The sequence below is a fragment of the Pseudomonas salomonii genome, from assembly GCF_900107155.1.
In the GTDB taxonomy this organism is placed as follows: Bacteria; Pseudomonadota; Gammaproteobacteria; order Pseudomonadales; family Pseudomonadaceae; genus Aquipseudomonas; species Aquipseudomonas salomonii.
In genome coordinates this window covers 257,284-271,589 of the sequence record NZ_FNOX01000004.1, presented here as the reverse complement: position 1 = coordinate 271,589, position 14,306 = coordinate 257,284, and the positions used below count along the sequence as shown (strand labels likewise).

The following is a 14,306-nucleotide window of genomic DNA, read 5'->3' as shown; positions in this document are numbered from 1 at the left end:
TCTCACGCGCTCCACCTTCCGCCCGCGTTCTGCCCCTCCATCACGCAAATCAATCTTGCTATCCAGCCTCTATTCGCGCACTTAGACTCAGGCGATTCCCTTCAAAGGTAAGCCGCCATGTCCGAGATGCTGCTCAGTTCCCGCAATCTGGCTTTCGAGCTGTATGAAGTCCTCGATGCCGAGGGCCTGACCCAGCGCGAGCGGTTTGCCGAACACAACCGCGAAACCTTCGATGCCGCCATCAGCACGGCGCGCAGCATTGCCGAGAAGTACTTCGCGCCGCACAACCGCAAAAACGACGAAAACGAACCGCGCTACGAAGACGGCCAGGCGATCCTGATCCCGGAAGTCAAACCCGCCGTGGACGCTTTTCTGGAAGCGGGTTTTCTGAACGCTGCCCGCAGTTTCGAAGCCGGTGGCATGCAGTTGCCGACCCTGCTGTCCCAAGCCTGTTTCGCGCACTTTCAGTCGGCCAACGCCGCTTCAACGTCCTACCCGTTCCTGACCATGGGCGCCGCCAACCTCATCGAAAGCTTCGGCACCGAGGAACAAAAACAGCGCTTCCTGCAGCCGATGATCGAGGGCCGCTTCTTCGGCACCATGGCCCTCACCGAGCCGCATGCCGGTTCGTCGCTGTCGGATATTCGCACCCGCGCCGAGCCTGCGGCCGACGGCACGTATCGGCTCAAGGGCAACAAGATCTTCATCTCCGGCGGCGACCACCCGCTGTCGGAAAACATCGTGCACATGGTGCTGGCCAAGCTGCCGGACGCGCCGCCTGGGGTGAAGGGCATTTCGCTGTTTATCGTGCCCAAATTCCTGGTCAACGAAGACGGCAGCCTGGGCGCACGCAATGATGTGCTGCTGGCCGGGCTGTTCCACAAGATGGGCTGGCGCGGCACCACGTCCACGGCGCTTAACTTCGGCGATAACGGCAACTGTGTCGGCTACCTGGTGGGTAAACCCCATCAAGGCTTGAGTTGCATGTTCCAGATGATGAACGAAGCACGCATCGGCGTCGGCATGGGTGCGGTGATGCTGGGTTACGCCGGCTACCTCTATTCCCTGGAATACGCCCGCGAACGCCCGCAAGGTCGCCTGCCCGACAGCAAAGACCCGAGCACCGCGCCGGTTTCGATCATCCAGCACGCCGATATCAAGCGCATGCTGCTGACCCAAAAAGCCTATGTGGAAGGCGCCTTCGACCTGGGCCTGTACGCGGCTCGGTTGTTTGACGACACCACCACGCTGGCAACCGAAGCCGAGCGCAAGCACGCCCACGAACTGCTCGACCTGCTCACGCCCATCGTCAAATCCTGGCCATCGGAGTTCTGCCTCAAGGCCAACGAACTGGCGATCCAGATCCTCGGCGGCCACGGCTACACCCGCGAATACCCGGTGGAGCAGTACTACCGCGACAACCGCCTGAACCCGATCCACGAAGGCACCCATGGCATTCAGTCCCTGGATTTGCTCGGGCGCAAGCTCGCGCAAAACGGCGGCGCGGGCTTGAAGCAACTGATCCGCCTGATCGCCGAAACCGGCGCTCGGGCTCAGGAATATCCGTCACTGACGGCGCTGCGCGAACCGCTGGAGCAACTGGTCAACCGCCTGCAAAGCGTGACGATTGGCCTGCTGACGGATCTCGCCCACGGCAAGGTCAACAGCAGCCTGGCGAACTCGGCACTGTACTTGAAGGTGTTCGGGCACACGGTGATTGGCTGGCGCTGGCTGGAGCAGGCGATTCGCGCCGAGGAAGGTTTGGCCAAGGGTCATGCGGCCGATGTGGCCTTTTACAAAGGCAAGCTCCAGGCCGCCCGGTACTTCCTGACCTGGGAAGTACCGAGCTGCCATCATGAACTGGCGATTCTGGAGGCACGCGATGACACGTGCCTGGGCATGCAGGACGCGTGGTTCTAAGGCGTTCCAATCGCCTTGGAAATCACTTCGACCGTGGCGCTGACTTGCTCTTGGTAACGGTCGAGTTCCTGCTGGTGATGCTTTTGCATGTCGATCTGCTCGGCGCACAGGTTCAGCGCGGCCAGTACCAATAATTTGTCACCGATCAGGGTCGGGTACTTTTTCTTGGTGGTGGCCAGGGAGGCCTTGAGCATGGTCACGGCGTGCATCAGGGTTTGATCCTCCCCCTGCGGCGCCTTGATCGAGTAATCCTCTCCGAGAATCGAAACGACCTTTATCCCTTCATTCATGCGCCGACAGGCCCTGCGCTCACACGCTCAACCAGCGCCTGGATACGCGCGGCGGTGGCGCCGTGCTTTTCTTCCTGTTCCATCAGGTTCAGTTGCAGGCTGTCGTTTTCGTCCTTGGCGCGGGCCAGTTCCGCTTTCAGCGCTTCATTGCTGCCGAGCAGGTCTTGGTTCTGTTGTACGAGGTCAGTGACCAGCTGTTCAAGCTGGCTGAGGGATGCTTCTAACATTTTGATTTCTCGGGCTTTTTCAAAGGGCGGTGACGATAAAGAAAATTCACCTCGGATGCCAGGGTTATCCCCGGCGCGCAGCCCGATTTTTAAGGGCCGGGCCGCACTTTCGAGCCTTAGTGACTGCATTTACCCGATCTGGTTCCTGAATCCGTGCAACCCCTGGTCAGATGCGACAAAAGCGCGCGCCTCCTTAAGACTTTAGTCGCATGGCCGATACGTAATGCACACCTCGTCTCATGGCCGCACGGATCGCGCTTCTCCCCAGGATTCCCGCATGTCTCTTCGTAATATGAATATCGCTCCGAGGGCCTTCCTTGGCTTTGCGTTTATTGGCGCGCTGATGTTGTTTCTCGGTGTGTTCGCCTTGAACCAGATGAGCAAGATTCGCGCAGCCACCGAAGACATCACCCAAGCCAGCGTGCCGAGCATCCGCGCCCTCGACGAATTCACCCAACTGACCCTGCGCCTGCGGGTGCTGTCGTACCGCTTGCTGACCAACCGCGAGCCGGACGTGCAGCAAAAGACCCTGGAAGCCTTCGAACTGCGTAACCAGCAGATTCGTGCTGCCCAAGGCGTTTACGAAAAACTCATCGACAGCCGCGAAGAGCGCAGCGCCTACGATGAATACGTGCGTTTGCTCGGCCAGTACCATCAGATCGAGGAGCGCATGAAGAGCCTGTCGCGCGCCAACCAGATCGATGAGCTGCGCACCTTGCTCAACACCGAAATGCTGAGCAATTCCGAGCAAGTCAATGCGGTGCTGACGCGCCTGCTGGACCTCAACAACCAGATGGCCAACACCACCAACCAAGAAGCCAAAGACCAATACGACATGGCCTTTGACCTGGTAGTGGGCCTGCTGATCATTGCCACGGCGCTGACCCTGCTGTTCGCCTGGTTGCTGACCCGCAGCATCACGCTGCCCATCGCTCAGGCGCTGGAGGCCGCCGAAGAAGTCGCCGAAGGCAACCTCACGCGCCCGATCAAGGTTGACGGCAACGACGAAGCCGGCCGCCTGCTGGCCGCCATGGCCAAGATGCAGGACAAGCTGCGCGACACCCTGCAACGCATTGCCGGCTCCGCGACCCAGCTGGCGTCTGCGGCAGAAGAACTGAATGCCGTCACCGACGAAAGTGCCCGTGGCCTGACCCAGCAGAACAATGAAATCGAGCAAGCCGCCACCGCCGTCAACGAAATGACCAGTGCCGTCGAAGAAGTCGCACGCAACGCGGTGAGCACCTCCGAAGCCTCGCGCAACGCCACCACGTCTGCCGGTGACGGCCGTGACCTGGTGCAGGAAACCGTCAGCGCCATCGAGCGCATGAGCGGCGACGTGCAAGCCACCGCCACGTTGATTGGCGACCTGGCCAATGAGTCCCGCGATATCGGCAAAGTGCTCGACGTGATTCGCGGCCTGGCCGACCAGACCAACCTGCTGGCCCTGAACGCCGCGATTGAAGCGGCGCGTGCCGGTGAAGCCGGTCGTGGGTTTGCCGTGGTGGCCGATGAAGTGCGCGCGCTGGCCCATCGCACCCAGCAGTCGACCAGCGAAATCGAACGGATGATCGGCAGCATTCAGGCCGGCACCGAGCATGCGGTGGATTCGATGCGCAACAGCACCGAACGTGCGGAATCGACGCTGAACATTGCCAAGGGCGCAGGGATGTCGCTGGACACCATCAACACGGCGATTGTGGAGATCAACGAACGCAACCTGGTGATCGCCAGCGCGGCCGAAGAGCAGGCGCAAGTGGCGCGGGAAGTGGACCGCAACCTGGTGAACATTCGTGATTTGTCGGTGCAGTCGGCCACGGGCGCAAGCCAGACCAGCGCGGCGAGCAGTGAGTTGTCGCGCCTGGCGGTGGACCTGAACGGGATGGTGGGGCGCTTCAGGCTTTAACAGACACCGGCGATCCCACATTGACAGCGGACGCAGAGCGTCCAACGAGGCATTCCCACGCAGAGCGTGGGAACGATCTTTTGACAGCACAGCAATTCAACAGGTTAGAATCGCTGGCACGCAGACTGCATGGTCAGTTTGCGCCCTGTCTTCCCAGTTCTGGAGTACTGCCTTTGAATGCGACGACCATCAACAGCCTGTTCTTGATCGGCGCGTTGCTGGTGGGTGCGAGCATTCTGGTGAGTTCTCTTTCCTCGCGCTTAGGGATCCCGATTCTGGTGATCATCCTGGCCGTGGGCATGGTCGCCGGCGTCGATGGCGGCGGCATCATCTTCGATAACTACCCAACCGCGTACCTGGTGGGCAACCTCGCATTGGCCGTCATTCTGCTCGACGGCGGTTTGCGCACACGGGTGGCGAGTTTTCGCGTGGCACTCTGGCCGGCGTTGTCGCTGGCCACGGTGGGGGTGTTGATTACCACCGGCCTCACCGGCATGGCGGCGGCCTGGCTGTTCGACCTCAATATTATCCAAGGCTTGCTGATCGGCGCGATTGTCGGCTCCACAGACGCCGCAGCCGTGTTCTCGCTGCTGGGCGGCAAGGGCCTGAACGAACGGGTGACCGCCAGCCTGGAAATCGAATCCGGCAGCAACGACCCGATGGCGGTGTTCCTCACCGTCACCCTGATCGACATGCTTGCCAGTGGCCAGACCGGCCTGCACTGGAGCCTGCTGACTCACCTGATCCGCGAATTCGGCATCGGCGGCATCGTCGGCCTGGGCGGCGGCTGGCTGATGCTGCAAATGGTCAACCGCATCAACCTGGCCACCGGCCTGTACCCGATCCTGGTGATCGCCGGCGGCCTCGTAGTGTTCGCCCTGACCAACGCCCTGCACGGCAGCGGCTTTCTCGCCGTGTACCTGTGCGGCCTGGTGATCGGCAACCGCCCGGTGCGCAGCCGTCATGGCATTTTGCATATGCTCGACGGCATGGCGTGGCTGGCACAGATCGGCATGTTCCTGGTGCTGGGCCTGCTGGTCACACCCCACGACCTGCTGCCCATCGCCTTGCCGGCGCTGGGCCTGGCGCTGTGGATGATCCTGTTTGCGCGGCCGCTGTCGGTGATGGTCGGCCTGCTGCCGTTCAAGGCCTTCCACGGACGCGAAAAAGCCTTTATCGCCTGGGTCGGTTTGCGCGGCGCGGTACCGATCATTCTGGCAGTGTTCCCGTTGATGGCCGGCCTGCCGCACGCGCAGCTGTACTTCAACCTGGCGTTCTTCATCGTGCTGGTGTCGCTGCTGGTGCAGGGCACGAGCCTGCCGTGGGTGGCCAAGTTGCTGAAAGTCACCGTGCCGCCGGAACCGGCGCCCATCTCCCGCGCCGCCCTGGAAGTGCACGTCACCAGCGAGTGGGAGCTGTTCGTCTACCGCCTGGGCGCGGAGAAATGGTGCATCGGCGCCGCCCTGCGCGAGCTGAAAATGCCCGAAGGCACGCGCATCGCGGCGCTGTTCCGTGGCCAGCAACTGCTCCATCCGTCGGGTAGTACGGTGCTGGAAGTCGACGATTTACTCTGCGTGATCGGCCACGAACACAACCTGCCGGCCCTCGGCAAACTGTTCAGCCAGGCGCCGCAGCGCGGCCTCGACCTGCGCTTCTTCGGCGATTTCGTGCTCGAAGGCGACGCCCAACTGGGCGCGGTCTCGGCCTTGTACGGGCTCAAGCTCGACGGCATCGACCCGGACATGCCGCTCAGCAGCTTCATCACCCAGAAGGTCGGTGGCGCGCCCATCGTCGGCGACCAGGTGGAGTGGAACAACACAATCTGGACCGTCGCGGTCATGGACGGGAACAAGATCGGAAAAGTCGGCGTCAAATTTCCCGAAGGAAGTCGTCCAGGCCCTGGACTCTTCCTCTAAACTGCGAGGCTACGGCGCCACGCCACCAGCCTCTTTAGCTTGCTCGACCGGTATCCATGACCCTACTGCGCACCTTTTTAGCCACTGCCCTGCTGGGCCTGACCCTCTGTGTAGGCAACGTTTACGCCGCCGACCCGCCCAGCGCCGATGCCATCCAGCAAAGCCTGGACAAGCTGCCCGACCGCAAGCTGCCCGACGCCGACATGAAGGCGTTGCAGAGCATCCTGCAACAGACGTTGACGTACCTGGGCAACAAGCAGGATTACGAGCAGCGCCTGGTCGACCTCAAGCGTCAACTGGCAGAGGCCCCACGCCAGACCACCGACAACCAGCGTGAATTGGTGCGGCTCAAGGCGACTAAAATCGTCCCCGTGGCCCAACGCTATGCCACGTTGCCCGTGCCGCAACTTGAGCAATTGCTGGTGCAGCGCAGCACCCAGCAAGGCGACCTGCAAAAAGAGTTGGCCGAAGCCAACAGCTTGACCATCGCCGCCCAAACCCGCCCCGAGCGCGCCCAGACCGAAATCAGCAGCAGCCAGACGCGCATCCAGCAGATCAATTCGATCCTCAAGGCCGGTAAAGACAACGGCAAAACCCTCAGCGGCGACCAGCGCAACCAACTGAATGCCGAACTTGCGGCCCTTAATGCCCTGATCCCGCTGCGCCGCCAGGAACTGGCCGGCAACAGCCAACTGCAAGATTTGGGCAACAGCCAGCATGACCTGGTGGTGGAAAAGACCGCGCGCCTGGAGCAAGAGATTCAGGACCTGCAAACCCTGATCAACCAGAAACGCCTGGCCCAGTCCCAACAGACCGTGACCCAGCAGTCCATCGAAGCGCAAAAGGCCGGCGGCAGCAGCCTGCTCGCGACCGAAAGCGCGGCCAACCTTGAGCTCTCCGACTACCTGCTCAAAAGCACTGACCGCCTCAATGACCTGACCCAGAAAAACCTGCAGACCAAGCAGCAACTGGACACCGTCACCCAAAGCGACTCGGCCCTGGACGAACAGATCAACGTGCTCAAGGGCAGCCTGCTGCTCTCCAAGATCCTCTACAAACAAAAACAGGCACTGCCGCGTCTGACCGTCGACCGCAACCTGGCAGACGACATCGCCAACATTCGCCTGTACCAGTTCGAGGTCAACCAGAAACGCGAACTGATCAGCACGCCCAGTACCTATGTGGATAACCTGCTGGCCAACCAGTCGCCGGATGACGTGACGCCACAATTGCGCCGCACCCTGCTGGAACTGGCGATCACTCGCAGCGACCTGCTCGAACGCCTGAGCCGTGAGCTGAGCGCGCTGCTGAACGAATCCATCACCCTGCAACTGAACCAGAAACAACTGCTCAGCACCGCCACCAACCTGCGCGCCACCCTCGACGAGCAAATGTTCTGGATCCCCAGCAACAAGCCGCTGGACACCGAGTGGCTGGAAACCGTGCCGGACCACCTGACCAAGCAAGTCACCACCCTGCCGTGGGCTTCCAGCGTCAGCGAACTGTATGACGGCCTGACCCAGCGCCCGCTGCTGTTCCTGCCGTTGCTGCTGTTGATTGGGGCACTGCTGTGGCGGCGTAAAGCCTTGTACGCGCGCCTGAAAAAGATCCACCTCGATATTGGCCACTTCAAGCGCGACAGCCAATGGCACACGCCGGTGGCCATCCTGGTGAATATTCTGCTGGCGCTGCCGGTGGCCCTGGCGCTGGCATTGTGCGGTTACGCGCTGCAAATCGACGCCCGTGGGCAAAACGCCAACTTGGGCGCGGCCTTGCTGCTGATCGCCCAGGCGTGGCTGGTGTTCTACACCGCGTACCGGATTCTCGCGCCGGGTGGCGTGGCCGAACTGCATTTCCGCTGGGAAAAGCCACAAGTCGAATTCCTCCAGGGCTGGATCCGCAAGCTCGGGCTGGTGGTGCTGGCCCTGGTCGCCGTAGTGGCCATCGCCGAACACCAGCCGGCCGCGCTGGCCGACGACGTGCTGGGCATTGCCGTGGTGCTGACCTGCTACGCGCTGATGGCCTGGCTGCTGAGTCGCCTGCTGCTGCACAGCCCGACCCACGAAAAAGCCTCATTGTTCCGCAAGGCCGTGGGCCTGGTGTTTACCGCCCTGCCCGTCGCGCTGTTTATCGCCGTGTGCTTCGGCTACTACTACACCGCGCTCAAACTCAGCGACCGGCTGATCAACACCCTGTACCTGCTGATGTTCTGGCTGGTCATCGAGGCCACCTTTGTACGCGGCCTCGGCGTTGCTGCTCGGCGCCTGGCCTATGCCCGCGCCCTGGCCAAACGCCAGGCCGCCAAGGAAGCCGGCGACGGCGAAGCGGTGATCGAAGAACCGACCCTGGACATCGAACAGGTCAACGAACAGTCCATGCGCCTGATCCGCCTGGCCTTGCTCGGCGGCTTTATCGCCGCGCTGTATTGGGTGTGGAAAGACCTGATTACCGTGTTCTCCTACCTGGACAACGTGACCCTCTACGAATACACCAGCGGCACCGGCGCCAATATCAGCATGGTGCCGATCAGCATCGGCGACTTGCTCGGCGCCTCGATCATCGTCGGCATCACCTTCGCCCTGGCGCGCAACCTGCCCGGCCTGCTCGAAGTACTGGTGCTGTCCAAGCTGGACCTGGCCCAGGGCAGCGCCTATGCCACCACCACCTTGCTGTCCTATGTGATCGCCGGCGTCGGTTTCGTCTCCACCTTGTCCACCCTCGGCGTGAGCTGGGACAAGTTGCAATGGCTGGTGGCGGCACTGTCGGTGGGGTTGGGCTTCGGGATGCAGGAGATCTTCGCCAACTTTATCTCCGGCATCATGATCCTGTTCGAACGCCCGGTGCGCATCGGCGACACCATCACCATCGGCAACCTGTCGGGCACGGTGAGCAAGATCCGCATCCGCGCCACCACGATCACCGACTTTGACCGCAAGGACATCATTGTCCCGAACAAGACGTTTATCACCGGGCAACTGATCAACTGGTCGCTGACCGACACCATCACCCGCGTGACGCTGAAGCTGGGCGTGGACTACGGCTCTGATCTGGATCTGGTGAAGGAATTACTGCTCAAGGCCGCGCGCGAAAACCCGCGTGTGCTGAAGGAGCCGGAACCCCATGTGTACTTCCTCAACTTCGGCGAAAGCACCCTCGACCACGAACTGCGCATGCACGTGCGCGACCTGGGTGACCGCAACCCGGTGATCGACGAGGTGAACCGCTTTATCAACCGCGAGTTCAAGAACCACCACATCAACATCTCGTTCCGCCAGATGGAGGTCTACCTCAAGAACCTTCACGGCCAGGAATACAAACTGGTGGAAGTCGACACGCCGGCCAAACCCGCCAACGACGGCGGCGTGCAAGAGCCACCGCCGAGCAAACTCGACTAAACGCCCTATCCCCAGCAGAATGCTCGGACATTCTGCTGGAGATGGCCGGTGAAAGCCCTCGACGAACTGACCTTCGACAACCGCTTCGCACGCCTGGGCGACGCGTTCTCAACCCACGTACTGCCCGAACCCCTCGACGCGCCACGCCTTGTGGTGGCGAGCAATGCCGCCATGGCCTTGCTCGACCTTGACCCGGCCGTGGCCGAAACGCCGGTATTTGCCGAGCTGTTTGGCGGGCACAAACTGTGGGCCGAAGCAGAGCCACGGGCGATGGTCTATTCCGGGCACCAGTTCGGCGGCTATACCCCACAACTCGGCGATGGCCGTGGGCTGTTGCTGGGCGAGGTGTACAACCAGGCCGGCGAGCATTGGGACCTGCACCTCAAGGGCGCCGGGATGACGCCGTACTCACGCATGGGCGATGGGCGTGCCGTGTTGCGCTCCTCCATACGTGAGTTTCTCGCTTCCGAAGCCCTGCACGCGCTGGGCATACCCAGCAGCCGCGCCTTGTGCGTGATCGGCTCCGACACGCCGGTATGGCGTGAAAAACAGGAGCGTGGCGCCATGGTGCTGCGCCTGGCTCACAGCCATATCCGCTTTGGGCATTTCGAGTATTTCTACTACACCAAAAAGCCTGAACAGCAGGCTGAACTGGCCGAACACGTGCTTAATCTGCACTACCCCGAGTGCCGCGAACAGCCCGAGCCGTACCTGGCAATGTTCCGCGAAATCGTCGAGCGCAATGCCGAGATGATCGCCAAATGGCAGGCCTATGGCTTCTGCCACGGCGTGATGAACACCGACAATATGTCGATCCTCGGCATCACCTTCGACTTCGGGCCGTTTGCGTTTCTGGATGACTTTGACGCGCACTTCATCTGCAACCATTCGGACCATGAAGGGCGTTACTCCTTCAGCAATCAGGTGCCGATCGGGCAGTGGAACCTCAGCGCGCTGGCCCAGGCGCTCACGCCGTTTATCAGCGTGGATGCCTTAAAAGAAGCCCTTGGCCTGTACCTGCCGCTGTATCAGGCGCACTACCTGGACCTGATGCGCCGTCGCCTGGGGCTCACCACCGCCGAAGACGATGACCAGCCACTGGTGGAGCGCTTACTGAAGCTGATGCAAAACAGTGGCGTGGACTACACGCTGTTCTTCCGGCGCCTGGGTGATGAGTCGGCGGCGCTGGCCGTGGCGCGCTTGCGCGATGACTTTGTCGACCTGGGCGGCTTCGATGCCTGGGCTGATCAGTACAAGGCTCGCGTCGCACGGGATGGCGATTACAGCGAGGCACAGCGCCGTGAACGCATGCACGCGGTAAACCCGCTGTACATCCTGCGCAACTATCTGGCGCAAAACGCCATCGCGGCTGCCGAGTCAGGCGACTACAGCGAAGTGCGCCGGCTGCATGAAGCGCTTTCCAAACCCTTTGAAGAACAGCCTGGGATGGAGCAATACGCCCAGCGGCCACCGGACTGGGGCAAGTATTTGGAGATTAGTTGCTCGTCGTAAGATGATCGTTCCCACGCTCTGCGTGGGAATGCCGCCTGGGACGCTCCGCGTCCCGCCTTTTGCCCTGCGCACGGGTGACGCAGAGCGTCACGGGATGCATTACCACGCGGAGCGTGGGAACGATCAGAACGGAACTAAATAAAGGTTTCGACCGTTACGCCAAAACGTTCGGCCAACCAACGAATTTGCCGCAGATTGAGCTGGCGCTTGCCGCTCAATACCTCAGAGACGACCGATTGTGCGCCTACTCCGGGTAGGTCACTCTGGGTGAGACCGTGTTCGCGCATCATGTATCGCAGCACATCAACACCACTGGCAACCGGCATTGGACGGTGTTCATGGTCGTAGGCCTCGATCCAGTCACTGAGAATATCCACCAGGCTCATCAGCGGGCTGTCTTCGTTTTCACCGATCAGGCTCAACAGCTCGTCCAAGCCACACACCAGCGCGTCGTAGTCCGACTCGTTTTCTGGTTTGCGCATCACGGGTGAAACAAACTGCCAGTGTTCGGCCGCTACTCGCATAAGCGCGCTCATTTTATCTTTTCCTTCCATTTGTCTTTCTCATAATCTCGGTGATCAAGCAGATACTTGATGTAAACGCGCTGCGCCCGATACTCCACGCTAGCGATCAACCTCAGCTTGTTGCCTCCGATATCGAATACGTGGAAATCCCCAACCTTATCCGTGGCGGGAAACGTGGCTTTCATCGCCGCGAAGTCTTTGAGAGTGTTTCGCCTCATTAGCCGATACCACTGGTCCAACGCTGTTGCTGAACGCGGCCACTTTTCCTTAGCCTCCCAAATCCTTTTCTCGCTGATCACTCGCATGCAACATCCTTATCGCATCTTGCTATGAAGGTTAAACCCGATTCCCGACTATCGCAATTTGCGATAACCGCAAACAGACAGATGGCGCAAAACAGAACACGCTCGAACAGCCTAGATACTGGGCCTCGCATCGACACGGGCAAACTGTGAGCGGATGCGTCATTGCCTGTGCATCTTGATAAACCCCGGACCTGGCTCCAAATACAGTCTATTGGCCGTACCTAAGGAGCCCACCATGTCCGAACCTCTTGTAATCCCCTGCCCGCATTGCAACGGCCTCAACCGCATCCCTGGCGAACGCCTGAGCGATTCCCCTAAATGCGGGCGCTGCAAGCAGCCTGTGTTGCTGAACAAACCTTTTGAATTGAAACAAGGCGACTACGCCAGCCAGATCAAGGGCGACCTGCCGTTGCTGGTGGATGTGTGGGCCGAGTGGTGTGGGCCGTGCAAGTCATTTGCGCCGGTGTTTGAGCAGGCGGCTGGGCAGTTGGAGGGCAAGTGCCGGTTGGCCAAGCTTGATAGTGAGGCTAATCAGCAGCTGTCCGCGCAGTTGGGGATTCGCTCGATTCCGAGTTTGATTCTGTTCAAGAACGGCCGCGAAGTGGCACGCCAGAGTGGCGCGTTTCCGTTGCCGCAGTTGATGAGCTGGTTGCGTAGCCAAGGGGTGTAAACCAGCCCCTCAAGCAACGGGGTCAACTGTGGGAGCTGGCTTGCCTGCGATGGCATCACCTTGGTCTGACTGATAGACCGAATTGCCTGCATCGCAGGCAAGCCAGCTCCCACATTTTGACCGTGTTTTAAGCTCGGGCTACGGGGGTTTCGTGGTCCATCATCTGGCCGACCAGCATTACGCCGAGTTCGCTTAATTGATGGATGGCCAGGGCCACGTCGCGGTGCTCGCCGGTGAGGTCGTTGGACAGTTTGAGTAACAGCGTACGGACGGAAGAGAAGGTTTCGTAGCTGTTGAGTACGAGGGCTTCGGTAGGGAGGTTGGGTGCAACGGTATAAAGGTTAACCATGGATCGTCTCCGAGCAGGAGCCGCAACCAGCCGCTACTAAACGGAGGGTGGCAGCTGTACGCAGGTTAGTAGACCGGGGAGACTCACCGGCGCGCTCGAAAGCGCCCTCCGTACAGCCACCATCAAATACAGGACAGTCCTGATCAATGATTTGCTGTACGTCTCACCACGGGCTACTAAACCCGATCACTGAACATTCAGTGACCCGAGAACCTTAGAGACGCCCATCCAGACGCACAAGCCGGGCGATTCTGGCTTAGCTGTAGGCAACGATACAAGCCACAACCCCATTTGCCAGACCCTTCCTACAGCCTCCGTAGGAACAATCCAAATCCCCTGCTGAAACACAATACAAATGTGGGAGCGGGCTTGCATCGCCTGTAAAATCAGGCATTTTCCAGCAAGTTATGCAGCTCCACAAACTGCAACGTCAGCTTGTGCCGAGGGTCCAGGTGGATCAGCGGCTTGCTCTCCTGGTGCGACTCGCGCATGCGCACCGAGCTGGCCAGGTACACCGGCAGTACCGGCAAACCTTCGGCAATCAACTCATCCAGCATCTGCTGCGGCAGGCTCGCACGGGCCTGGAACTGGTTGACCACAATGCCTTCCACTTCGAGGCCTTCATTGTGGTCTTCCTTCAACTCTTCGATTTCACGCAACAGCCCATACAGCGCCTGGCGCGAGAAGCTGTCGCAATCAAACGGGATCAGCACGCGATCAGCGGCAATCAACGCCGAAACCGCATAAAAATTCAGCGCTGGCGGTGTATCCAGGTAAATTCGGTCGTAATCTTCGCTCAACTCATCCAGCAGCTTTCGCAGCTTGTTGATCTTGTGCTTGGCCTCAAGCTTGGGCTGCAGGTCTGCAAGCTCGGCGGTCGCGGTGATCACGTGCAGGTTATCGAACGGCGTTTCGTAGATATCCACCTGGTTTTTCTTCGAAAACGGCCCGGAAGACAGGGTTTGCTTGAAGAAATCGGCAATGCCCATCGGGATATCGTCGCCGGTCAGCCCTGTGAGGTACTGGGTTGAGTTGGCCTGTGCATCGAGGTCCACCAACAGGGTTCGATAGCCTTCACTGGCGCTCACCGCCGCCAGGTTGCAGGCAATGCTGGACTTGCCAACGCCGCCTTTTTGATTGAACACCACACGCCGCATGGAAAAAACCTCCGTGTATCAATGAATGTCCGAGTGTAGAGGGCAAAAGCGCCTGTTAGCTACCTCGTTCATCCATGCACTGGCGCATCAGCCGTCGCACAAAAGGAAGAGTCCTACAATCCACGCACGGCACAGGTA

The 14,306-nt window shown here is 60.4% G+C and carries 12 protein-coding genes and 1 pseudogene; 7 read left to right on the top strand and 6 right to left on the bottom strand.

The annotated features are described in order from the left end of the window. Positions 1–117 precede the first annotated feature (117 nt). Entirely contained in the window at positions 118–1,920 is a 1,803-nt protein-coding gene (locus tag BLV67_RS11300; protein ID WP_069786813.1) for an acyl-CoA dehydrogenase, read from the top strand. On the opposite strand, the gene BLV67_RS11295 is transcribed toward BLV67_RS11300, so the two are convergent. Further along, entirely contained in the window at positions 1,917–2,210 is a 294-nt protein-coding gene (locus BLV67_RS11295) for a cell division protein ZapA (protein WP_017138531.1), read from the bottom strand. The two genes, BLV67_RS11300 and BLV67_RS11295, sit on opposite strands and share 4 nt — an antisense overlap. Next, the gene (locus BLV67_RS11290) at positions 2,207–2,437 is read right to left on the bottom strand and encodes a hypothetical protein (protein ID WP_017138532.1); all 231 of its coding nucleotides are present in this window, start codon (positions 2,435–2,437) and stop codon (positions 2,207–2,209) included. The genes BLV67_RS11295 and BLV67_RS11290 overlap by 4 nt, the downstream gene beginning before the upstream one ends. 223 nt (positions 2,438–2,660) lie before the next feature. Between BLV67_RS11290 and BLV67_RS33665 the strand changes: the two are divergent. The 5 genes and pseudogenes from BLV67_RS33665 to selO all read left to right on the top strand — a co-directional run. Further along, positions 2,661–3,437, top strand: a pseudogene (locus BLV67_RS33665) (MCP four helix bundle domain-containing protein); the annotation flags it as partial. A 30-nt stretch (positions 3,438–3,467) separates the two neighbouring features. Next, entirely contained in the window at positions 3,468–4,340 is an 873-nt protein-coding gene (locus BLV67_RS33660; protein ID WP_370694346.1) for a methyl-accepting chemotaxis protein, read from the top strand. A gap of 173 nt (positions 4,341–4,513) precedes the next feature. After that, positions 4,514–6,256, top strand: coding sequence for a potassium/proton antiporter (locus BLV67_RS11280; RefSeq protein WP_058422393.1), 1,743 nt, complete (start codon positions 4,514–4,516; stop codon positions 6,254–6,256). A 56-nt stretch (positions 6,257–6,312) separates the two neighbouring features. Further along, positions 6,313–9,651, top strand: a complete 3,339-nt coding sequence (gene mscK / locus BLV67_RS11275; RefSeq protein ID WP_065930727.1) for a mechanosensitive channel MscK — start codon at positions 6,313–6,315, stop codon at positions 9,649–9,651. A 48-nt stretch (positions 9,652–9,699) separates the two neighbouring features. After that, positions 9,700–11,163, top strand: a complete 1,464-nt coding sequence (gene selO / locus BLV67_RS11270; RefSeq protein ID WP_069786812.1) for a protein adenylyltransferase SelO — start codon at positions 9,700–9,702, stop codon at positions 11,161–11,163. 134 nt (positions 11,164–11,297) lie between these two features. Here the strand turns inward: selO and BLV67_RS11265 are convergent, their stop codons facing one another. Both BLV67_RS11265 and BLV67_RS11260 read right to left on the bottom strand, forming a co-directional pair. Beyond that, positions 11,298–11,699 (bottom strand): helix-turn-helix domain-containing protein, encoded by a 402-nt coding sequence (locus BLV67_RS11265; protein ID WP_065930729.1) that lies wholly within the window; start codon positions 11,697–11,699, stop codon positions 11,298–11,300. Further along, positions 11,696–11,992 (bottom strand): type II toxin-antitoxin system HigB family toxin, encoded by a 297-nt coding sequence (locus BLV67_RS11260; RefSeq protein ID WP_069786811.1) that lies wholly within the window; start codon positions 11,990–11,992, stop codon positions 11,696–11,698. Before BLV67_RS11260 ends, BLV67_RS11265 begins: the two co-directional genes overlap by 4 nt. Before the next feature lie 235 nt (positions 11,993–12,227). On the opposite strand from BLV67_RS11260, the gene trxC reads away from it, so the two are divergent. Beyond that, entirely contained in the window at positions 12,228–12,662 is a 435-nt protein-coding gene (gene trxC, locus BLV67_RS11255; protein ID WP_069786810.1) for a thioredoxin TrxC, read from the top strand. 127 nt (positions 12,663–12,789) lie between these two features. On the opposite strand, the gene BLV67_RS11250 is transcribed toward trxC, so the two are convergent. Then, complete coding sequence (locus tag BLV67_RS11250; RefSeq protein ID WP_068937390.1) at positions 12,790–13,011, bottom strand: DUF6124 family protein; 222 nt, start codon at positions 13,009–13,011, stop codon at positions 12,790–12,792. A gap of 386 nt (positions 13,012–13,397) precedes the next feature. After that, positions 13,398–14,168, bottom strand: a complete 771-nt coding sequence (locus tag BLV67_RS11245) for a ParA family protein (RefSeq protein WP_017138539.1) — start codon at positions 14,166–14,168, stop codon at positions 13,398–13,400. Positions 14,169–14,306 lie beyond the last annotated feature (138 nt).